The organism is Alphaproteobacteria bacterium (assembly GCA_023898745.1).
In the GTDB taxonomy this organism is placed as follows: Bacteria; Pseudomonadota; Alphaproteobacteria.
Genome location: CP060237.1, coordinates 888,292 through 908,949 on the forward strand (window position 1 = coordinate 888,292; position 20,658 = coordinate 908,949).

Annotated in this window: 20 protein-coding genes; 6 read left to right on the forward strand and 14 right to left on the reverse strand. The window is 36.9% G+C overall.

All coding sequences use genetic code 11. The features are described 5' to 3' along the window. Positions 1–120: 120 nt before the first annotated feature. Positions 121–1,290 (reverse strand): cell division protein FtsA, encoded by a 1,170-nt coding sequence (gene ftsA / locus H6850_04440; protein ID USO02316.1) that lies wholly within the window; start codon positions 1,288–1,290, stop codon positions 121–123. Between the two features lie 215 nt (positions 1,291–1,505). Between ftsA and rplS the strand changes: the two genes are divergently transcribed. The 4 genes from rplS (at position 1,506) to H6850_04460 (ending at position 4,885) form a co-directional block, all read left to right on the forward strand. Next, on the forward strand, positions 1,506–1,862 hold the full coding sequence (rplS, locus tag H6850_04445; protein USO02317.1) for a 50S ribosomal protein L19: 357 nt from the start codon (positions 1,506–1,508) through the stop codon (positions 1,860–1,862). Between the two features lie 3 nt (positions 1,863–1,865). Next, the gene (locus H6850_04450) at positions 1,866–3,260 is read left to right on the forward strand and encodes a DASS family sodium-coupled anion symporter (GenBank protein ID USO02318.1); all 1,395 of its coding nucleotides are present in this window, start codon (positions 1,866–1,868) and stop codon (positions 3,258–3,260) included. A 36-nt stretch (positions 3,261–3,296) separates the two neighbouring features. After that, positions 3,297–3,653, forward strand: coding sequence for a hypothetical protein (locus H6850_04455; protein USO02319.1), 357 nt, complete (start codon positions 3,297–3,299; stop codon positions 3,651–3,653). Positions 3,654–3,739: 86 nt separating this feature from the next. After that, positions 3,740–4,885, forward strand: a complete 1,146-nt coding sequence (locus H6850_04460) for a hypothetical protein (protein ID USO02320.1) — start codon at positions 3,740–3,742, stop codon at positions 4,883–4,885. A gap of 71 nt (positions 4,886–4,956) precedes the next feature. Here the strand turns inward: H6850_04460 and H6850_04465 are convergent, their stop codons facing one another. The 8 genes from H6850_04465 to H6850_04500 form a co-directional block, all read right to left on the reverse strand. Next, entirely contained in the window at positions 4,957–5,925 is a 969-nt protein-coding gene (locus H6850_04465; GenBank protein USO02321.1) for an ATP-dependent 6-phosphofructokinase, read from the reverse strand. Continuing rightward, positions 5,922–6,695, reverse strand: coding sequence for a PhzF family phenazine biosynthesis protein (locus tag H6850_04470; GenBank protein ID USO02322.1), 774 nt, complete (start codon positions 6,693–6,695; stop codon positions 5,922–5,924). Before H6850_04470 ends, H6850_04465 begins: the two co-directional genes overlap by 4 nt. Further along, complete coding sequence (locus H6850_04475; protein ID USO02323.1) at positions 6,692–6,931, reverse strand: hypothetical protein; 240 nt, start codon at positions 6,929–6,931, stop codon at positions 6,692–6,694. The genes H6850_04470 and H6850_04475 overlap by 4 nt, the downstream gene beginning before the upstream one ends. After that, positions 6,928–8,328 (reverse strand): F0F1 ATP synthase subunit beta, encoded by a 1,401-nt coding sequence (gene atpD, locus H6850_04480; GenBank protein USO02833.1) that lies wholly within the window; start codon positions 8,326–8,328, stop codon positions 6,928–6,930. The genes H6850_04475 and atpD overlap by 4 nt, the downstream gene beginning before the upstream one ends. Continuing rightward, positions 8,318–9,025 carry a F0F1 ATP synthase subunit gamma gene (locus H6850_04485; protein USO02324.1) on the reverse strand — a complete coding sequence of 236 codons (708 nt, stop codon included), beginning with the start codon at positions 9,023–9,025 and terminating at the stop codon, positions 8,318–8,320. Before H6850_04485 ends, atpD begins: the two co-directional genes overlap by 11 nt. Further along, a complete protein-coding gene (locus tag H6850_04490) occupies positions 9,022–10,536 on the reverse strand; it encodes a F0F1 ATP synthase subunit alpha (GenBank protein ID USO02325.1) in 1,515 nt (504 codons plus the stop codon). The genes H6850_04485 and H6850_04490 overlap by 4 nt, the downstream gene beginning before the upstream one ends. Beyond that, on the reverse strand, positions 10,533–11,054 hold the full coding sequence (gene atpH / locus H6850_04495; protein USO02326.1) for an ATP synthase F1 subunit delta: 522 nt from the start codon (positions 11,052–11,054) through the stop codon (positions 10,533–10,535). Before atpH ends, H6850_04490 begins: the two co-directional genes overlap by 4 nt. A gap of 87 nt (positions 11,055–11,141) precedes the next feature. Next, entirely contained in the window at positions 11,142–11,930 is a 789-nt protein-coding gene (locus H6850_04500) for a hypothetical protein (protein ID USO02327.1), read from the reverse strand. Between the two features lie 233 nt (positions 11,931–12,163). On the opposite strand from H6850_04500, the gene H6850_04505 reads away from it, so the two are divergent. Next, positions 12,164–13,843: a S49 family peptidase gene (locus H6850_04505; GenBank protein ID USO02328.1), complete on the forward strand. Its 1,680-nt coding sequence runs from the start codon at positions 12,164–12,166 to the stop codon at positions 13,841–13,843. 667 nt (positions 13,844–14,510) lie between these two features. Here the strand turns inward: H6850_04505 and H6850_04510 are convergent. From H6850_04510 to H6850_04520, 3 genes are all read right to left on the reverse strand, one after another. Continuing rightward, positions 14,511–16,595, reverse strand: coding sequence for a sodium-translocating pyrophosphatase (locus H6850_04510; protein USO02329.1), 2,085 nt, complete (start codon positions 16,593–16,595; stop codon positions 14,511–14,513). Between the two features lie 80 nt (positions 16,596–16,675). Beyond that, the gene (murA, locus tag H6850_04515) at positions 16,676–17,950 is read right to left on the reverse strand and encodes a UDP-N-acetylglucosamine 1-carboxyvinyltransferase (GenBank protein USO02330.1); all 1,275 of its coding nucleotides are present in this window, start codon (positions 17,948–17,950) and stop codon (positions 16,676–16,678) included. A 7-nt stretch (positions 17,951–17,957) separates the two neighbouring features. Continuing rightward, a complete protein-coding gene (locus tag H6850_04520) occupies positions 17,958–18,512 on the reverse strand; it encodes a dCTP deaminase (GenBank protein ID USO02331.1) in 555 nt (184 codons plus the stop codon). 133 nt (positions 18,513–18,645) lie between these two features. Between H6850_04520 and H6850_04525 the strand changes: the two genes are divergently transcribed. Beyond that, on the forward strand, positions 18,646–19,218 hold the full coding sequence (locus tag H6850_04525) for a 50S ribosomal protein L9 (protein ID USO02332.1): 573 nt from the start codon (positions 18,646–18,648) through the stop codon (positions 19,216–19,218). Between the two features lie 13 nt (positions 19,219–19,231). Here H6850_04525 and H6850_04530 read toward each other — a convergent pair whose 3' ends face one another. Both H6850_04530 and H6850_04535 read right to left on the reverse strand, forming a co-directional pair. Further along, entirely contained in the window at positions 19,232–20,245 is a 1,014-nt protein-coding gene (locus tag H6850_04530) for a patatin-like phospholipase family protein (GenBank protein USO02333.1), read from the reverse strand. 176 nt (positions 20,246–20,421) lie between these two features. Next, positions 20,422–20,586 (reverse strand): hypothetical protein, encoded by a 165-nt coding sequence (locus H6850_04535; GenBank protein ID USO02334.1) that lies wholly within the window; start codon positions 20,584–20,586, stop codon positions 20,422–20,424. Between the last annotated feature and the right edge of the window lie 72 nt (positions 20,587–20,658).

The following is a 20,658-nucleotide window of genomic DNA, read 5'->3' on the forward strand; positions in this document are numbered from 1 at the left end:
CTCCCTTTAATTGTTTCCTAAAAATATTAGCACTCTATGCGTTTGAGTGCTAAGACATTATTGTCACAGAGGTTAAAATATGTCAATTATTTGCATTAAAATTTGAGCAGTTCTTGAAGATTATAAATCTTCATTAAACCAGTTTTTTATTTTTTGCCATATTCCTCTAGAGTAAGATAGGCTTTTGAGTTTAGAGTTTTGATAAAGCTCATAATACCCATACCTTATCAAACCGAAACATGTTGTAAAACTGGAAATCTTGAATCCATCTTGCGCGGTCAGAATTCTTGTCTTGCGACATAAGCTGTCTTCGATATATTCTTTGAACCCTTTGAGCTCACACAACCCACCAGTAATATCTATGGTTGCATAAAGTGACATATCAAATTGATCAAATTGTTTCTTTATCGCCTTAACAAGCTCTTGAATATGCCGTCTTATAACGCAGTTCAAATTATTATGCTCGGCATTTTGATAATTACGCGCATTCAGTTCAATCTCAGAGCTTGAAATATATCCATAATAGCTCTTCATACGCTCAGCATGTTCAAAACTAATATTTAACTCTTGGGCAATTTTTTTGATCAAATCATTTCCACCTAGTGGAATTTCACAATGAAACATTAAAGTGTTGTTTTTATGAAACACAATAGATGTAGAGTCATGCCCAAAATCAAGAATAACCCCTGGTTTTTGAAATTCTTGACATAAAATCGTTGCAACAGGCGCTGCAACAAAGCTTTCAATTTTAATATCATACCTAGCAAACAAATTTCTTAAATTATTTAAAAGTGTTTTGGGCGCTGTCATAACATATAAGGATACTGTTAAGCGGTCACCTATCATATTGTTAGGATTCTCAATATTATCCACATCATCTAATTTAAAATTCACAGGCGCAATATGGACAATCTCATAAGACTTATTTGCTGTATATGCTTCATTAATAAGTCTTTGAATACAGTCTTGCGTTACACTTGAGCCCATTAAATTAATGCTTTTGTTTGTGTAATAAGAAGTAAAGACATTTCCAGACAAGCTGATATATACACTATGAATATTATGCCTTGATTCTCGTTCTAGCAGATTTAAAACATTCAAGATACTATTTTCAAAATCACTAAAATTTGTCAAAATACCCTTTGAAAGACCTTGTGTACGCTGCATTTGCGCACTTAAACAGTTTAGGACTTTATCTGAGGTTAAATTAAAATCCACCTCAAAAACAGCGCCACTTATTTTGTATGATCCAATATCTACCGCTGTAATGATATGATTCTTTGAAGCCACTTTATTTTATAATTTGTTTGGGATTACGCTTTATTGTAGCGAGATTCAGGCTTGAGAATCAATCTACCCTTTTTTGTACTTATACATTTCAGGGAACACCCTTCGCCATTTGAAAAACCATTGCTGACAGACTCAACATAGATTTAATGGAGGTCGGTTGCAGACTTATTGCTGATATACTATACTCGAGTATAGAAAAAGATAAAATTCTATATATGAGCCTTGTTTCATTATATGAAAAAAACGAAATTGCTAGATTAACGAAAGATAAAACGATTCCTGATTTCAAAGCAGGTGATACTGTGACAGTTAAAGTGACAGTTGTTGAAGGCAAAACCAACAGACAACAACCCTTTCAAGGTGTTGTTATTGCGAGACACAACAGAGGGTTAAGCTCCACATTTCGTGTGAGAAAAATTTCTGGCACTTCAGGTGTTGAACGCTCATTTCATCTTTACTCTCCTAATATCGAGATTGAGGTTGAGCGCAGAGGAAGCGTAAGAAGAGCGAAACTATATTACTTGAGAGGACTTTCAGGAAAGAAAGCCCGCATTGCTGAAGTTCGTAACTAAGGGATGGGATTTAAAACAACCTCCTTTTTTGCTCTAACAGCCTTATTATACTGCCTGCCAGTCAACTTTGTTTCTGAGAAAGCATGGCATTTATTTATCATATTTTTAGCAACAATCATTAGTGTAATTTTTCAAATTTTTCCTATCGTGCTGTCGGCGATTTTTGGCCTTACTTCTTGCCTTGTGCTTGGTATACTTGATATCAAAACACAAGCTCTATATGGGTTCAGCACCCCTATTGTATGGCTCATAGGATCTGTGTTTTTCATTGGTAGAGGTTTTGTGAATTCTCGACTTGGGGAACGTATTGCTTACTTTTTTATTTATTACACTGCAAAAACACCTTTACGTTTAGCGTACTCACTTATGCTGACAGAGCTGGTTGTTGCCCCTTTTATACCTAGCAATACAGCACGCTCAGGCGGAATACTTCTGCCTATCTTAGAATCTATATCAAATGCATTTAAAAGAAGCTTCTCAAAACCCGAGCAAGATAAAATGAACGCATTTTTATTCCAAACCGTTTTTCATAGCAGTGTTTCTTCAAGCGCTCTGTTTTTTACAGGAACTGTCAGCAACTCTTTAGCCGCTTCTTTTGCAAAGATCCAAGGGGTTGAGTTTGACTGGATTACTTGGTTCACTATTACCTGCATTCCAGCAGGATTGTGTTTATGTCTTGCACCTTTGTTTGTTTATGCAATGGAACATCCAAATGTTAAAATTCCAAAAAGCTTTCAGTTGCTTGCGAAAAGCAAACTTGATGAGCTTGGAGCTTTTTCCTTTAAAGAATATCTCATGGTGTTCATATTGGTGTTGTTATTATTTTTATGGATATATGGAGATTCTCTTGGTTTGCATGCAGCATCAGTTGCAATTTTAGGTGTTGTGTTGTGTCTTTTAACAGGGGCAATTACTTTTTCAGAAATTTTAGCAGAAGATAAAGCATGGGAAACTATTCTATGGCTTTCAATTCTTATTACAATGAGCACATATTTAAAAGAGTTTGGGTTTATTGCGATGATTAATCAATATGCCGTTCAGGCTATCTCCGGCTTATCCTTTACCCTTGCTGCATTTTTAATTTTAGCAGGCTATTTTTGGATTGGATATTTGTTTGCAAGCAATTCCTCACATATAAGCGCTCTTTATAGCTCATTTCTAGGAATTTTGCTTATCATTGGTATGAATCCCGTTCTGGCCGGTGTTATACTCGCTGTTTTTAGCGTTCTATTTGCTTCACTTACACACTATGGCTCAACTGCCGGAAGTATTTTATTTTCTGCTGGATTTGTAAAAATGGAAAAATGGTGGAAAACCGGTCTATTTGTTGGATTTATGAATTTTTGGATCTGGATCATCATTGGCAGTTTATGGTGGAAATTTTTAGGATATTTATAGTATAATGAAATTAGAATAATTTGTCTTTCTTGTGTTATGGCAGATGATCAACAAAGTAACATTCCTTGTAATTGTAATAGTGCCGTTCTTTGTTTCTTGCCTGGACTGCTATGGGTTCTGATTCTTGGAGAGCTTTTCTTTTTATTGACGCGTACTTTTGTAAGATTCTATTCTGAAAAATTTTCTGGTGAAGATTTTACACAGAAATCATTTTGGCAAGCTGCCACACCATTCATCACAGGGCTATGGACGATTTTCTTTGCGATTGTGACGCAATCAAATGCCACAAGTAAATCAAAAATTATAAAAGATTTGAATTTGGTTGGTGTGAGAAATATGTTTCCCGGTATGACAGAATCAGCCAAAACGTCAGCTTTGCAGAAGTTAATATAATCTTTTGCACTAAATTTATTTAAATATATTTAGTTTTTATTAATTATAAAGTATACTTTAATTAGAGATATAATATATTTAAATATATGGTTGATATTAATAATCTTGAAAGCGCACTCGAAGAAATCAAAATCTCCTTAGGTGGTGACTTCTCTCAAGCAAATCTTGAGACTGTTTTAAAAGATGCGTTTGATGGAGTGGATATCTCAAATGAAGAAAATATTGCGCTTATAAAAGCTATCACAGGCGCATTATTTACCGAACTTCAAACTACAGAAAATTTAACAGATCTTATAATATTTGCCGTCATGTTAACCCTCTTACTGCATCTAGATCCAAACCCAAGCGCTGAAACAGTTTCTTTGTTTTTTGCGTATTTTTGTAAATTTTTCCGCCCAACTTGCGCTTGCTTTGAGAATTTTACTTTAAGTCTTTTGAAAGACTTGGGGTTTGATATAAAACTCACAAGTGATGAAGGAGCAAAAAACTTTGGGACCGCTATAGGATTGCATGCAAAAATTGTTGGCTTAGAATTAACAGAATGTTTAAAGCCTTACACAACAAAAGTAAAAGGCAATATGTTAGCTCATGCATTCAAAGCGTTGTTTGATTTAAAGCAAGAAGACTTTTTAACTATGTGCGAATCTTACTTAGAGCTTGATTTGCGTATCAAATTTGTTGGTGAAGAATTAAAAAAACTTATTGATGCGAAAATTATCAAAAACAATGAAAAAGTTATTGCAGATGTTATGTGCAATATCATAAAAACTTGGGAAACACTTGGCTTTAATTTTTGTACAAAAAGTTTGGTTGACTTTCTCATCATGCATACAAAAGTATCAAGAGAAAAATATGAAGAAATTAAAGCATGCGCATACGTCTGCTTAGATATTCCGGCTGTAAAAAATGCCTATTTAAAAATTGATGAATGTGCTGAAATTGATTTAAGTCAGTTTGTGTTAAATGATAACACCGCATTTACTTACACCTTAGACAGCTCTGATACTAAAGGCCAAATTGCATTATCGAAACTCCACCCACCCTGCGCACCTTTAGTTCGCTATCAAGTTCCATCCATACAAAAATCTTGTGAAAAATTTAAAGATGTATTTTCTTTTACTGTAAAAAATCTCTCAAACGATACGGAATGTACAGCATTTGTGTTTTTATTACACGTGCAAGAACAGAAATGTTTTATTGGTTGTGAAACGCAATGTCAGCTTGAGTGCTAAGAGCTTTTCCGTCATTCTGAGCGCAGCAAAGAATCTTTTTAATTTTGATTTGGGAAGATCCTTCACTTCGTTCAGGATGACGAGATAAAGATATCCAATTCTTCACATCTATCAATTTCAGCTTGCGAAACGTAACGCTTTACAGATTCCTTTGGAATATCAATATCAGATGCTTGATAGTCTCGCCATATAACCATTTTGCGCCACATATTATCACGCGCCAACTTTACAGCATGAGCGCCCATATAGGACGCCATAAGACGATCAGTTTCGCAAACTGCACCACCTCTTTGTAAATGTCCCAATATTGTATAACGACTTGGAATAGGAATTTGTGTTTCCATAAATTCTTTCATACCCGTAACGCCTTCAGCCACCACCACGAGAGCTCCTGATTGATTTTCATCATAGCGTTTCAATAAAAACTCTTTTAACGCTTGCTCATTATGAGATTGTTCAGGAATAAGAATAGCATCTGCAAAAGCCGCAACCCCTGATTCAAGGGCAATAAATCCTGTGTCTCTCCCCATAACCTCTGCCACCATGATGCGCCTATGACTATATCCTGTGTTCTTAAGGTTATCTAGCAGAGATGTTACTGTTCCAACTGCGCTACAAAATCCAATGGAACAATCTGTAAATGCCACATCGTTATCAATTGTTTTGGGAATGATAATAAAGGGATACTCCGGAAAAAACTTCTTAGCAATTTCAATACTCCCATCCCCTCCTATCAAAAACACACCGTCCAAATTGTAATCTTCTAAAAGCGCTAAAGGACGTGAACGTCCAGCCTCAAATTTATGCAGATCAGATGCCACCATAGAACCTAGAATTGTCCCCGACCTGGAAGGTAAAAGAGGATCTAGGTAAGTAATTTTTTCGATAGTATAAGGTTGAGTAGCATGAATAGCATTTTGATAAATACCAAATAATTCGATATCCTTGTGGGGTTTTAAATTCCTATAAATACTATAAATGACAGCATTTAAGCCAGGGCAGTCACCACCTGTTGTCATAATTCCAAATCTTTTTTTCATGCAGTCATTAACTTTCTTTCTTCATATAAATCAGCTCTTGCAATAAATTCTACAATACCTGAAGTATGAATTATGCATTCACACGTTCCGCTTTTTTGATATGAGCTTACACTCTTCTTTTTTAGAACATTACTCCAGTAAAGCGCAAGTCTGCAATTCACCGAACCGCAAAATGGATCTTCGAAAATTCCAACACTAGGCGCAAAATACCTACAAACATAATCATACTTTTGAGATGAAGCTGTAATGCATAGAGCGCGCTTTTTGAGCTTTTTGATCGCATCAAAATCTGGTTGATAATGCAGCACATCACTTTCACCCTCTAATACAACGATATCAATAAGACCATCTGTCAAGATTTCTTTTGCGTTAGGTAAGCTAACATCATAATTGCTTGATAAAGGTTTTAGCGAAATAACTGGAGTCAATAAATGCACCTGATCATTTGCATCCACACTTGCATCAATCACGCCTCTCTTGTGAATCAAGCGCACTTGAGATAGTCCATATTTCTTATTGATCATATATACAGCCGCTATTGTTGCATGCATACACAAAGGCGCTTCATCTTTAGGAGAAAACCACCTTATAAAAAATATATTTTTCTTATAAGGTTTTACAAAAACCGTCTCTGAAAAGTTTATTTTTGCAGAAATATCTTGTGCATCCTTCGGAAATTCCTCTACAAAAAATACAGCGGCAGGATTGCCAAAAAACTCCTCAGATGAAAAGGCTCGAACGCAATAAAAATCTACCGTTTGCTCGATCATAACATGAACACTTGGCAAATATTGTTATGAAATTTCACATAACCAGCTTCTATATCACGCTTATTTACTCTACCGTCCCGGTCTAAAAATGCCAAAGCACCTTTTGTAAGCTCTCCAAAAAACTCCATATGATCTTTCAAAAACCCTTTTTCTCCTATAGAAGTTTTTACATTAATAGAGCGAATATTCTCATGCACACTCATATCGCCCCCATATTGGTAAACCTCTAACCTCATTTCATTGCCTCAGCTTTTTTATGCACATCACTAAGATTTCCAACCATATGGAACGCCATCTCAGGTAAATTGTCAACTTCCCCATTTAAAATAGCCTCAAATCCATTGATTGTATCCTTTAAAGATACTAACGTTCCTTTCATACCTGTAAACACTTCAGCTGTTTGGAATGGTTGTGACAAAAATCTCTCGACTTTACGCGCTCTGGATACAACAAGCTTATCCTCTTCCGACAATTCATCAACGCCTAAAATACTAATAATATCCTTTAAATCTTTATACCGTTGTAAAATTTCCTTTACTCTTAATGCGACTTCGTAATGCTTTTTGCCCACAATACTTTCTTGCAAAATTGTAGAACTGGATTCTAATGGATCCACTGATGGATAAATTCCTTTTGCTGCTAGGTTACGACTCAAAACTGTCGTTGCATCTAAGTGCGCGAAAGATGTTGCTGGTGCTGGATCGGTTAAGTCATCTGCAGGAATATATACAGCTTGAATCGATGTAATTGAACCAGACAATGTCGATGTAATACGCTCTTGAAGCGCCCCCATTTCAGATGCTAGTGTCGGTTGATATCCCACCGCTGCAGGCGTTCTTCCAAGAAGTGCTGATACTTCAGCGCCTGCTTGTGTAAAACGGAAAATATTATCAATAAAGAATAATACATCAAGCCCTAATTTATCTCTAAAATACTCTGCTTGTGTTAACCCTGTTAACGCAACCCTAAAACGCGCACCTGGCAACTCGTTCATTTGACCATACACAAGAGAGACTTTCGACTCATCACCCTCTAGGTCAATCACACCAGATTCGATCATTTCATAATATAAATCATTACCTTCACGTGTTCTTTCTCCGACACCTGCAAATACAGAATAGCCGCTGTGCGCTTTTGCCATGTTGTTAATCAACTCCATGATCAAAACAGTTTTTCCAACACCTGCACCACCAAATAAACCAATCTTTCCACCAAGAAGATACGGTGTTAACAAATCAATCACCTTAATGCCTGTTTCAAGAATTTCCGTTGTTGTTGATTGGTCAATAAATTCAGGAGCATCTCTGTGGATAGGCATTTGCTCTTTAGTCTTAATATCGCCAAGGTTATCTATTGGCTCGCCCACTACATTCATCATGCGACCCAATATATTTTTCCCAACAGGAACTGTTATAGGTGCGCTTGTATCCTTAACGCCTTGCCCTCTTTTTAAACCAACTGTTGAATTCATTGCAATTGTGCGTACAGAATTTTCACCCATATGCGCCACAACCTCAAGAATGATATTTGTTTTTTCAACAGACAAGGCATTCTTCAAATTAGGTAGTTTTTTTTCAAAAAACACATCAACAATTGTTCCCGTGATTTGTGATATTTTTCCTTTATTCTCCATAGACACTACACCCCGTTTCTGCAATTTCTTTTGTAATCATTTCTTGTCGTTTTTTATTGTACGATAACTTTAGCTCCCGTATTAATTCTTCTGCATTTTTGCTTGCGCTATCCATTGCCAACATTCTTGCAGCATTCTCAGATATTTGCGTACTTAAAAAGGCATTATTCAATGACAATGCTAGGTAGCGCTTTAGCCATGCTTCATAATTAAATGCTTCATTCATCACATAAAAATCCCGCCCTTCATCATAAGCCCAAGGAAATAAAGTGTCTTCTTGAACAAGATGTCGTGATGTTGAAGCAAAGTGAATATAGGCAATTTTTATTTCTGAAAAATCATCCATTTTTCCAACGATTTTTTCAAAAAAATCTAAAGGCTTTATCTCGTTATCTTTAATAGAAATTATCGAATAGTCTTGATATTTATCCCTTAAAAAACGCGCAAATTTTGTATTTAAGGAACTGCATAATCCTCTTGCTGGCTCAAACGTCACAAGATACTTTTTATTACCTTTGCGCACCGGTTTAAAATATTGTTTTGTTTTTTGAAATTGCTCTACAAACGCCTGATTTTTGGGGAAGATTTGAGATAACTTTCTGTACTTTGTAATCGCAATCATTTTCATAACAGTTGTAATTTTCTCGGTTGTTTTAAGCCCATTAACTCTTGATTGAATTTCTCTCAAGCTTGTCATCTAGAGGTGCCTCCAGGCTTATTTGCGTTCAGAAATTTATCCGCTTTTTCGCGCCATATCTTCTCATCAAATGATTCAAGCTTTTCTTTTTTGAAAAATTGCATAGCCTGCTTTTTAAGTGATCTAATATCATGAAGTTCAAATCTATCAAAATATCCATTTGTTGCTAAGAAAACCAACCAAACAGATATTTCATATGGAATAGGATTATAAGGCTCTTGTTTTAAAAGCTCTGTAATGCGTTGACCGCGATTCAAAAAACTTCGTGTTGCATCATCCATGTCCTGCGAGAATTGAGAAAACTCTTTAATTTCTGCATATTGCGCCATTTCTAACTTCATTTTTCCTGCAAGCTTTTTCATATCTTTTGTTTGCGCTGCACCACCAATACGACTCACAGAAATACCTAAGTTAATCGCAGGTTTAATACCTTTGTGAAACAAATCTGTTTGTAGGAAAATTTGACCATCTGTAATGGAGATCACATTGGTTGGAATGTATGCTGAAACATCACCTGCTTGGGTTTCAATTACCGGAAATGCTGTTAGAGACCCTCCTCCTTTTTCATCCGATAGTTGACCTGAGCGCTCTAACAACCTTGAGTGTGTATAAAATACATCACCTGGATATGCTTCTCTACCTGGAGGGCGCTTCATCAAAAGCGCCATTTGACGATATGCAACTGCATGCTTGCTTAAATCATCATAAATAATCAGCGCATGCTTGCCTTTATCTCTAAAATATTCTCCCATTGAGGTTGCGGCATAAGGTGCTAAAAATTGAAAAATATTAAGATCAGACGCAGTAGCGCTCACGATAATTGTATGATCTAGCGCGCCAGCTAACTTTAAACTTTGCACAATTCGCGCAACGGTAGATCGCTTTTGCCCAATAGCAACATAAATACAAATCACACGGTCTTTTTTTGGACTGTTTTTTTGATTGATGATTGTATCAATAACAATTGCAGTCTTGCCTGTTTGTCGGTCGCCAATAATTAATTCTCTTTGCCCTCTTCCAATTGGAATCATGCTATCAATCATAGTAATACCTGTTTTCAAGGGTGTGGTTACAGATTTGCGATCCATGATAGGCGGAGCATCCTGATCAATATGCGCAAATGTTTTAGGCGCAACCACCTCGCCTCCATCAATTGGCTCCCCAAGCACATTTACTACACGACCTAAATACTCCTCTCCGACAGGAATTTTAAGCGTTTCTTTTTTGCGAATAATATAGTCACCTTCTTTGATATGTGTATCATCACCCAAAACAACAATAGAAACGTGAGTAGATTCGAGATTTTCAACAAGTCCTAGAATTTTTTGCCCAGATTTTGTTTGAATCTCAACACATTCTTTGTAAAAAGCTTCATCCAAGCCATGTGCTAAAACAATACCATCTTGAACAGATAAAACTTCACCGTATTCCGTAAACTTCTTAGTCTTGAGCTCAATCTCTTGGATTCTTTTTGCTAATATATTTGAAACTTCAGCTGCCTTAATCGTCATAGTACCTCCAATAGATGTGCTTGAATTTCTTGAAGATACGTTAGTATAGATGTATCTTGAATCTTATGCTCAACTTTTATAATTGAGCCACCAATAATATTTGGGTTAATGTGATAAGTAAAGTGATCTGACGCCTTAAACTTTGTTTGAATTTTGGACTTTTGCTTTCTTGTAAGGGTTTTTGCGGACGTAACAGAAACATGTTTAATTTTATTAAAATCACAATATAACTCAAACGTGCAGTATAGTATATCCTTCAAACTTGCTTGTTTGTTGTTCTCAATCAAAAGATTTACAAATGACTCAAACTTAGGAAGCTGCAGATCAGATGCCCACAAGACCAGAATTTGATTTTTCTTTTTTAAAGAAAGCTCCTTGTATTTAGGATGTGTGAGCGTAAGTTTAAGCGTATCTAACATAAGGCCAAACTTCTTAATAAAGCTCTTTTGTTGTATCGGTGTGAGAGACAATAAAAACGCTTTAGCATAGCGATACAAAATTCCAACCTTAGGACGCATATGCAAAACCTTACCCTCGCTTTGATTCAGTTTAGCAAAAATAAGGGTAAATAAAAACTTAATTAAGAGCTTTGATCATTGTTCTCATCATAAAAAACAAGGGCAACAAAAACAGCCGCAATCTGAATCGCTATCATCTTCTTGCTGCGCACGTGTTTTATCTTTTGAGTTGCTAACAAGACAATCTGTTAATAATTTATCTGCTTGCCTTTTTAGCACTAACACCGCCTCTATCTCTTTTTGCTGCGCACCATCTTGATACAAGATTTTTAACGCAGTGTTAGAGTATTTAATAGACATGCGAAGTAATTGTGCAGGATCGTTGCATTTTACACCCTTTCGGACACCAGGAATAGTCGCCGCATCATAGCATTTTTTTCCAATCTCAAAAAGAGCTAATCCCAATCCCCATTCTACGCACGATTTAAAGAAGCACTTATTTGGATTAAGGTCAGGATATAAATTCAATAAATCTGATCTCATTTCTAAGCTTGCATCACGCCAGACTTTTTCACATTCTGCAATGAATTTCAGTTTTTTTAAAAAATCTTCACGCGCTTTATCAAACTGAGCGACGATTCTTTGATACTTTACGATGTTTTTTTGGCTTTGTTGCAAGTCTTGCTTTAAGTGTTCTTTCGAATACTGTTGCTGACACTCTTCTGCTTTTTCAATTTCACCAACTTCTAAGTATAACTCTCCTAGTTTTAACCAAACTTCAAAAGTATATTTTCCCAAAAAAGACAATGAAGATCCTTGAAACACCTCCCTATGATTAGCTAATACAGAGTTCAAATCATCGAGATCTGGACGCAGACCGAAAAGTTTCACTTTGTTTACATCGTCTACTGCAATTGGAGTTTGAGCTGGAGACATAGTCATCACTGAAGTTTTGACCTCAGCATCGTGTGCTATACTATGAGGCAAATCCTCGTTTGAACAAAATAAATAAAACAATGTTTTTGGCATTTTGAAAATAAATATATAGGTCTAGAATAGAACGTTTTGAAACTTAAAACCATCCGTAAAAATCTTCGGTAAAATTTCTGCTTCGCCTCTACAGTCAGAATATGCTAAAAATAGCTTAGTGTTTTTTTAAATCCTTTTAGATGTATTACATTAAAAAATTCTTCAAATTCCTGTTTGCATATCTGGGATTTACAGCCCTTTTGCTGTTTATTGTTCCATCCATTGCCTCTTATTTTAAGCATAGACCCCCTCCCCCTAATTCATTATTGACTATTCAAATCGATGCTCCGCTCGCAGAAAAGGAATCTTATAGCATCTTTAACTTTAATAAAGATCCTTCATTGCAGAAATTAAGACATGCATTAAATGCAGCTTTGGATAATCCTAATATCAAAGGTGTATTAATTGAGGTAAGCACTCCTTATATTGGCGGATATGCTCAAGTTGAAGAATTGAGACGTATCATTGGAAAATTCAAAGATGCAAAAAAACCTGTATATTTTTACACGAGACAGTTTGGTGAAGCATCAAACGCCACATCTATGTATTATCTTGCAAGTGCATGTAGCGGTATCTATCTGCAGCCTGGCGGCACTTTAAGCTTCTTAGGTATGGGAATTGAGAAATTTTTTATGAAAGATTTTTTTGATAAGCTTGGAATAAAATTCGATGTATTTAGGCAAAAAGAATTTAAAGGCGTTCAAGAACCGTTCATATATGATGACTTCTCTCCAACCGTTAAAAGCAACTTAACGCGTTATATAAAAGATGCGTTTACCGAGGTTAAACAAAACATTGCAAATGACCGCGGAAAAACTATTAAAGACATTGAAGAAATGATTCAAAATGCACCTCTTAGAGATCAGGAAGCCTATGCTCAAGGATATGTAAATGGCGTATTATATAGGGATGAGTTTTACGAGCTGTTTAAAAAATACAATCTTGTAAAGTTGAGCAAATATCACTTCACAGAAAAGAAAAAAAGTTGCAGCAAGAGAGTAGCAGTTCTGTATTATGAAGGTATGTTTTTGAACTATACCAAAGGGCAAGAGCTTTCAAATGCGTTTAATGAGCGTCAGTTTGAAAAGCAAATCAATCGTATTATTGATCAGAAATATGATGGTATTGTGATAAGAATTAATTCAGGTGGTGGTTGCGAAACTGCTGCTGAAGCTATGTATGGCGTTCTGTTAAGAGCTAGACAAAAAGGTCTCAAAATCGTGATAAGCATGGGAGATGTTGCTGCATCCGCTGGATATTTGATTGGATGTGCGTCAGATAAAATTATCGCTGAAGCTCTGACTATAACAGGATCTATTGGTGTAACGCGCATGATTCCAAATGCAAAAGGGTTGTTCGAAAAATTAGGCCTTCATTCGTCTGCACTTGGAGAAGGTGAGAATTTGAATGTATATACCATGACAAAAGCCTTAACAAAAAAACAAAAAGAAAGGTTTATGGAAAGTACACGCTATGCTTATGAAGACTTTATTGCCAAAGTCGCAAAGGCTCGTAATAAAACACTAGAAGAGGTGGATGAAATTGCCAAAGGTCAGGTTTGGACAGGTAGAGTTGGGCTTGAGCTAGGTTTAATTGACGCATTAGGCGGCATGGAAACAGCTTATGAGCAAATGAACTTACTTCTAGGAACAGACCGCGTGCAATTTGTTGATTTAGGCGGCGATTTTGGTGGCTTTATGGAGCAGATTATGGATGAAACTAATTCTTATGTTTATGGAAGAATGGAAGCTTTAACTTATAATATGTATCAAAAGACGCTAAACTTTATGACACATAATGAGAGAGGATTCATTCGCTAACCCCCCCTATCGCGTCATCCCAGGATTTTTATACCTAAGCCAAAGACCCAGGTGATGTGTGTCATAGTATAACCATTCTCCCGCACAATAATTTAAAAGCCTTTTATGCATAAAGCGGTTTGATCTGTCTATATGATGGTTGTTTTCATCAGAATATTTTCTTTTTTCTAAACTGAGAGTATGTGAAAAAATGTAAGGCTCACGAATGCCAGCTGGTCATTTTCAAGAACATATTAAAAGGCGATATAATTGTAGCGTGTAGCTTAGTCATAGTATCTAAAATACTTTAATATGCACAACAGAACCTACTAAGAACCAAATCAGGCATTCTCTTTTAATGACTCTCAGTAGGTAAACTTAACAGAATTAAGTTTACCTAACTTACAATATCACCTAGGCAATAGATAGAGTATCTATATAATTTAGCCCATAACGTTGAGATGTTTATTTGTATGACCAAGCATTCGTCATTCCAGGATTCGATGTTAGTCGAAGACCTGGAATCCATTAATCTTATCATAAACGCTATATAGATTCCGGGCTCTCAGCTCTTTCGGGCTTCGTCCCGGAATGACGAAAGTCATGAGTTCTACTGAAGTTTAGAATTATGTAGCAAAACCGCCGGGGAACATAACAGCTCTCTAAGAGAGCTTACACTCAAGCGAAACTACCCAAAGAAACGTGCGATAACATTCAGTAGCAAAATCGCCACAATGTTCATAATTTTGATCATAGGATTGATTGCAGGACCTGCAGTATCTTTGTAAGGATCACCCACAGTATCGCCTGTTACAGCTGCTTTATGAGCTTCTGAACCCTTGCCGCCTTCACGACCATCTTCAATCGCTTTTTTCGCATTATCCCATGCGCCACCGCCAGATGTCATTTGGATCGCCATAAAGATACCTGTAATAATTGTTCCAATTAACGAAGCGCCTAACGCTTGAAGTGCAGCTACTTGATCATCTACACCATAAAAAATCACTAAGTAAATAATCGCAGGCACCAAAATTGGCAACATCGAAGGTAGGATCATCTCCTTGATAGATGCTTTTGTTAAAATATCCACACATGTTGAATAATCAGGCTTTGCCTCTCCTGACATAATGCCTTTAATTTCACTAAACTGACGTCTCACTTCTTTCACAACAGCTGCTGCTGTCAAACCAACGGAGCGCATTGCCATGCTCGCAAATAAATATGGCAATAGACCGCCTAAGAATAAGCCAATCAAAATATATGGCTCATCCAAACCAAATGAAATATCATATTGAGGAAAATAATGCGTCAAATCTTGTGCATATGCCGCAAACAACACAAGTGATGCAAGACCAGCAGAACCAATAGCATAACCTTTTGTCACTGCCTTTGTTGTGTTTCCAACTGCATCTAATTTATCTGTAATTTCACGGATTTTCTTTGGCAGGTTAGCCATTTCTGCAATACCACCTGCGTTATCTGTTACTGGACCATAGGCATCCATCGCAACAACGATGCCAGATAGAGACAACATACTAGTTGCAGCAATAGAAACACCATATAAACCTGCATTTATATAAGACACCAAAATACCTGCGCAAATCACAAGAACAGGTAATGCTGTTGACTCAAGAGATATTGCAAGCCCTTGAATAATGTTTGTGCCATGCCCAGAAGCAGATGCTTTGACGATAGAGTCTACAGGACGATGATCAGTGCCCGTGTAATATTCCGTAATTAAGAAAATTGCAGCCGTAGCAATAATACCAACCACACCACATGTGATGAGATTATTTACACCAAATGCCATGCCATTGATAGACAAATTCGCTAATCCACCAAGGAAATATTTAGAAACCGCTACGATTCCAACTACCGCAAACACACTGCTTGCGATCAGACCTTTATAAAGCGCACGCATAATATTCTGCGAACTATCTAAACGCACGAAAAAGCACCCAAAAATCGATGCAAACACGCCAACCGCTCCCAATGTTAATGGATACAAAGACATTGCGGTTTGCGTTGCATCTTTAAAGAAAATTTTACCCAAAACCATAGATCCAACAATCGTCACAACAAATGTTTCGAATAAGTCTGCCGCCATGCCAGCACAGTCTCCAACGTTATCTCCAACGTTATCTGCAATCACAGCTGGGTTTCTAGGGTCATCTTCTGGAATCCCCGCTTCCACTTTTCCAACAAGATCGGCGCCAACGTCAGCACCCTTTGTGAAGATACCCCCACCCAATCTTGCAAAAATTGAAATCAAGGAAGATCCAAACCCTAGAGCAATTAAGCTTTCCATTAATTCTCTTGGAGGAAGGTTTAAGCTAGATAAAAGCATATAATAGAACGCAACACCTAAAATACCTAAGCCAACTACAAGAAAACCTGTAATCGCACCTGAAGAAAAAGCTGTATTTAAGGCATGAACTAAGCCAGTTTTTGCAGCTTCTGTTGTGCGAACATTTGCTCTAACAGAAATAAACATTCCAATATAGCCAGCCAAACCTGACAAAACGGCTCCAACAATAAATCCAAGCGCTGAATAAAGCCCCATCAATAAATACAAACCAATTGCTAGAATAAATCCAACTAAGGTGATGCTAGAATATTGGCGATTTAAAAACGCCCCCGCACCCTTTTGAATTGCATCCGCAATCTCGCGCATTTTTTCAGAACCTGTAGGCAGGTTGTTGATTTTATAAATCAAGAAAGAAGCGTATAAAATGGCAAAAAACCCGCTTCCGATAATGAACATCTGTTCCATTTGAATCGTGATACTTAACTTCTCATTATGTAAAGATTTTAGAGGAAATATAGGGGGTGGTGCAAGTTTAGTTTTTGAATTTATCGAACCAATTGAATCTTTTGATCTTGTTGTGCCAAACGCTCAACACTCGCCCCACACGCATTAAGGTTATGCATCAGATTCGCATAACCTCTATCCATGTGATAAATACGCTTCACCACTGTTTCGCCTTCAGCTGCAAGCGCTGCCAATACCAACGCTGTACCACCACGCAAATCGGATGCAATCACAGGCGCACCACTTAAGGGTGTTTTTCCATAGATATGCGCAGACCTACCCATAACTTCAATTTTTGCCCCCAGGCGAATAAGTTCTGGCACATGCATAAAACGATTTTCAAAAAGCATTTCAGATATAACAGACATGCCCGGAACTTGAGTTAATAACGCCATCATTTGCGGTTGCATATCCGTAGGGAATCCTGGAAACGGTGCTGTAGTTATATTTACAGGCCTTTGATCTTCCACAGATCCTGAAACTACAGGACCATCAGATGTGAGCTCAACTTTCACAGCATTTAAACACCTTAACGGCTCTAAAAATTCCACTCTCGTGTTTTTTAATAAAATTTTTCCATTTGTTATAAGCGCCGCCATAGCATATGTCGCAGCCTCCAAACGATCTGGCATAGTTTCATATTCAGCGCCATGCAATGCATCTACGCCTTCAATTTCAATGTCTGGAGTGCCTTGGCCACGAATTTTTGCGCCCATTTTATTCAAAAGCTGTGCTAAATCAACAATTTCAGGCTCACATGCCGCATTATAAATTCTTGTCGAACCTTTAGCTAAAGTTGCAGCCATCATAATATTTTCTGTTGCACCCATAGATGGAAATTTAAAATGGATAACCGCGCCTTTTAATTGTCCTTTTGCGTGAACATATCCATCTTTCAGCTCAATCTGCGCACCCATCTTAGACAATCCATCTAAGTGGATATCAATCGGCCGAGCGCCTATCGCACAACCGCCAGGCAAAGAAACACTTGCTTCGCCGTGCCTTGCTAAAAGCGGACCTAAAACACCTGTGGATGCGCGCATCTTACGAACAATCTCATAATGCGCCAAACTGCTTTTAATATTAGGTGTTATGATCCTAATTTGATCACCAGTTCTCTGAATGCTTGAGCCTAAGGTTCCAAGCAATTGAATCATTGTGTTAATATCAGAAACCTGAGGTACATTTTTCACAATACACATCTGGTCTGTTAATAACGTTGCTGGCAGTAATTTTAAAGCTGAATTTTTTGCACCGCTAATGGTAACAGAACCCTTGAGCTGCCGCTTTCCTTGTATAACAAATTCTTCTAACATAACACGCTTAAATTTTAGCCAACGTAATACCGGTTTGCTTCATGTACTTTCCAGCTCTGTCTGCATAATTCACCATAGGCGATTCATCAGATTCAAAAAATAAGAACTGACAAACACCTTCATTAGCATAAAGCTTTGCAGGCAAAGGGGTTGTATTAGAAAATTCTAATGTCACATGCCCTTCCCAACGAGGCTCCAAAGGCGTAACATTCACAATGATTCCGCAACGTGCGTATGTTGATTTACCCACGCATATAACTAAACAATTTTCAGGAATTTTAAAGTATTCAACAGTTCGACCTAAAACAAAACTGTTTGGTGGAATAATACACACATCTGATTTGCGCTCCACAAAACTATCTGTTCTGAAGTTTTTTGGATCAATCATAGCATTGTCTACATTCGTAAAAATTTTAAACTCTGGCGCAAGTCTTGCGTCATACCCATAAGACGAAACACCGTAAGATACCATGCCGTCTTTTACTTGTTTGTCCACAAATGGATTGATCATATCATGTTTTTCCGCTTGCTCTTTAATCCAGCGATCTGATTTTATTGTCATAGTTATATCTAAGAATCTTACACACGCTTATTATAGGACATTTTCCTTAATATTTTGAAGAGCTAATGCAAAAATACTCTTGTGGCTTAGCAATAATCCGTCTAAAATACAGTATAAAAAGCAGAAAATGAAAATGATGAAGGTTGTTCTTTTAGAAAACATTAGAAGTCTTGGAAGAATTGGTGACGTTGTTGCTGTTAAAGACGGATTTGGTAAGAACTGGCTTTTACCACAAAAAAAAGCTTTGCGCGCATCCAGCAAAAATTTGCAGCTCTTTGAGGATCAAAAGCAAGAATTTGAAAAAATTAACACAGAGCGCAAAAAAGACGCGGAGAAAGTTGCAGCAAAACTTCAGGGCGTTACTTTGGATATTATCTCTCCAGCACAAGCTAACGGTGTTTTGTATGGATCCATTACAATTAAAGATATTCATAACGCATTAAAAAACAAAGATATTACTGTTGGAAAAAATCAAATTGATTTGCATAAGCCCATCAAAGAAGAAGGTCAACATAAAGTCAGCCTTGTTCTACATCCTGAAGTTTCTTGTGATATCACGCTATTCATTGGTGGAACAAAAGAAGCATTAAATGATCTTATGAATCCAGAAGCAGCTAAGAAAAAAGAAACTTCAATAGAAACTGTCCTAGTATCCGAAGCAGTGGAAGCTGTAGCACAAGAAGAAACTTCTGCTGCAGAAGCTTAAAAACAGATTCAGACTAGTAATTTCTCAACCCTTCCTCAAGAGCATCAATTAAGTCTGGTTTTTCGTCAAACACTCTTTGAGCAGTATCTTTTAATTTTTCGAACAATTTAGGATCAAGCGTGTCAATTGCAGAAGATACATTTGGCTTAATCCGAAACGTTGTTAGACTTCCGTGTTGATAGCGCCCAAAATATGCACTGCGATTTTCTAACCAACTTTCTTCCATCTGGTGAGATCGTTTATAATTTTTATGACGCCCACTTAAGTACTCAAAAGAGCGATCTGAAGCGCTTAACATTAAGTTTACAAAACGCGTTGACCATTCGCTCATGCTTCCGTGTCCAATATCATCACAGGTGAAATTTACATTGGAATACCCTGCCCCTAAAGATAAAACAAAAGCTTTCTTTTTAGGTTCATACAAGGATGCTTCATATAGCATAAAAGCTGTAGGATTGTTCGCAGATGCCATTGCGCCATCAATAAACACATCATCTCCAATACATACAGGTGCAAAATATGTAGGAGCAGCTGATGTTGCCCGCGCAACAGTGTACAAATAATAATCTGTGTGTTTCCAAGATTTGAAGGCTTTTACCTCGTTTGTGCTCGCATTATGCGCAAATACAAGGCATTTCGCTTTTTTGTTTGTTCCAAAAGGATCCGATCCAAAAAGATGGTCTTTTAAACCAGCATTAATAACATCTTTTTGGTAAGAATATTTTGCGCTAAAAATTCCAAACGACTTAATCCAAAATGGTGGTGGTTCAAAAAACACTTTTAACAAAGTCTGCTCTAAATGCGTATCCATCATTTCTTGAATATAAAAATCATCCCTATACCCAAACCATTTCAATGGATGTGTTAGTAATAAAGAAGAAATTCCACCAATTGAAGTGCCTCCGATATAGTCAAACATATCACGCACAGGCATCTTTAAACGCTTTTCCAGAAGGTTCAAGAAATAAAAATAAAACGCACCTCGCGTTCCACCGCCGTCTAAAGATAAAATTCTAACGTGCGACATAAGTTTGCCAACCTAATGATAAATACTTAGATATAAATATTATATATTAAATTTTAATATAATTAAATGTTCGAATGTATTAATTAAATAATTAAAAAAAAACTATTTGAATAGAATGCCGTTGTGAGCAATTAAAACACACAACAGGGTTGGAATACACAACCTTAAACGTAACTTTACTTCTTAGGAGATGGCTTTTTTGTCTTAGGAGTTGTTGTCTTTGTTTTTGTTCCTTTTGTTGAAGCTACTTTCATAGCGTGTTTCCTTTCAATTTTTGCATCCCTTGCAGGTGCAGTTTGTTTATATTTCATTAAACGTGACATACTTTTCTCGCGTTCCATGGGATTCCTCCATTGCTATATTCATCCGATTTAAAATACTTGTCAAGAGTTAAAAAACAGTTAATTACCTTC

Bases quoted from the DNA above. Each gene is read 5' to 3' on its own strand.
- H6850_04490 (USO02325.1), bottom strand. From the start codon at position 10,536: ATGACGATTAAGGCAGCTGAAGTTTCAAATATATTAGCAAAAAGAATC.
- H6850_04475 (USO02323.1), bottom strand. From the start codon at position 6,931: ATGAGGTTAGAGGTTTACCAATATGGGGGCGATATGAGTGTGCATGAG.
- H6850_04500 (USO02327.1), bottom strand. From the start codon at position 11,930: ATGTCTCCAGCTCAAACTCCAATTGCAGTAGACGATGTAAACAAAGTG.
- H6850_04470 (USO02322.1), bottom strand. From the start codon at position 6,695: ATGATCGAGCAAACGGTAGATTTTTATTGCGTTCGAGCCTTTTCATCT.
- H6850_04535 (USO02334.1), bottom strand. From the start codon at position 20,586: ATGGAACGCGAGAAAAGTATGTCACGTTTAATGAAATATAAACAAACT.
- H6850_04505 (USO02328.1), top strand. From the start codon at position 12,164: ATGTATTACATTAAAAAATTCTTCAAATTCCTGTTTGCATATCTGGGA.
- atpH (USO02326.1), bottom strand. From the start codon at position 11,054: ATGCGTCCTAAGGTTGGAATTTTGTATCGCTATGCTAAAGCGTTTTTA.
- murA (USO02330.1), bottom strand. From the start codon at position 17,950: ATGTTAGAAGAATTTGTTATACAAGGAAAGCGGCAGCTCAAGGGTTCT.
- H6850_04450 (USO02318.1), top strand. From the start codon at position 1,866: ATGGGATTTAAAACAACCTCCTTTTTTGCTCTAACAGCCTTATTATAC.
- rplS (USO02317.1), top strand. From the start codon at position 1,506: ATGAGCCTTGTTTCATTATATGAAAAAAACGAAATTGCTAGATTAACG.
- H6850_04485 (USO02324.1), bottom strand. From the start codon at position 9,025: ATGACAAGCTTGAGAGAAATTCAATCAAGAGTTAATGGGCTTAAAACA.
- H6850_04510 (USO02329.1), bottom strand. From the start codon at position 16,595: ATGGAACAGATGTTCATTATCGGAAGCGGGTTTTTTGCCATTTTATAC.
- atpD (USO02833.1), bottom strand. From the start codon at position 8,328: ATGGAGAATAAAGGAAAAATATCACAAATCACGGGAACAATTGTTGAT.
- H6850_04525 (USO02332.1), top strand. From the start codon at position 18,646: ATGATGAAGGTTGTTCTTTTAGAAAACATTAGAAGTCTTGGAAGAATT.
- H6850_04460 (USO02320.1), top strand. From the start codon at position 3,740: ATGGTTGATATTAATAATCTTGAAAGCGCACTCGAAGAAATCAAAATC.
- H6850_04530 (USO02333.1), bottom strand. From the start codon at position 20,245: ATGTCGCACGTTAGAATTTTATCTTTAGACGGCGGTGGAACGCGAGGT.
- H6850_04455 (USO02319.1), top strand. From the start codon at position 3,297: ATGGCAGATGATCAACAAAGTAACATTCCTTGTAATTGTAATAGTGCC.
- H6850_04520 (USO02331.1), bottom strand. From the start codon at position 18,512: ATGACAATAAAATCAGATCGCTGGATTAAAGAGCAAGCGGAAAAACAT.
- H6850_04465 (USO02321.1), bottom strand. From the start codon at position 5,925: ATGAAAAAAAGATTTGGAATTATGACAACAGGTGGTGACTGCCCTGGC.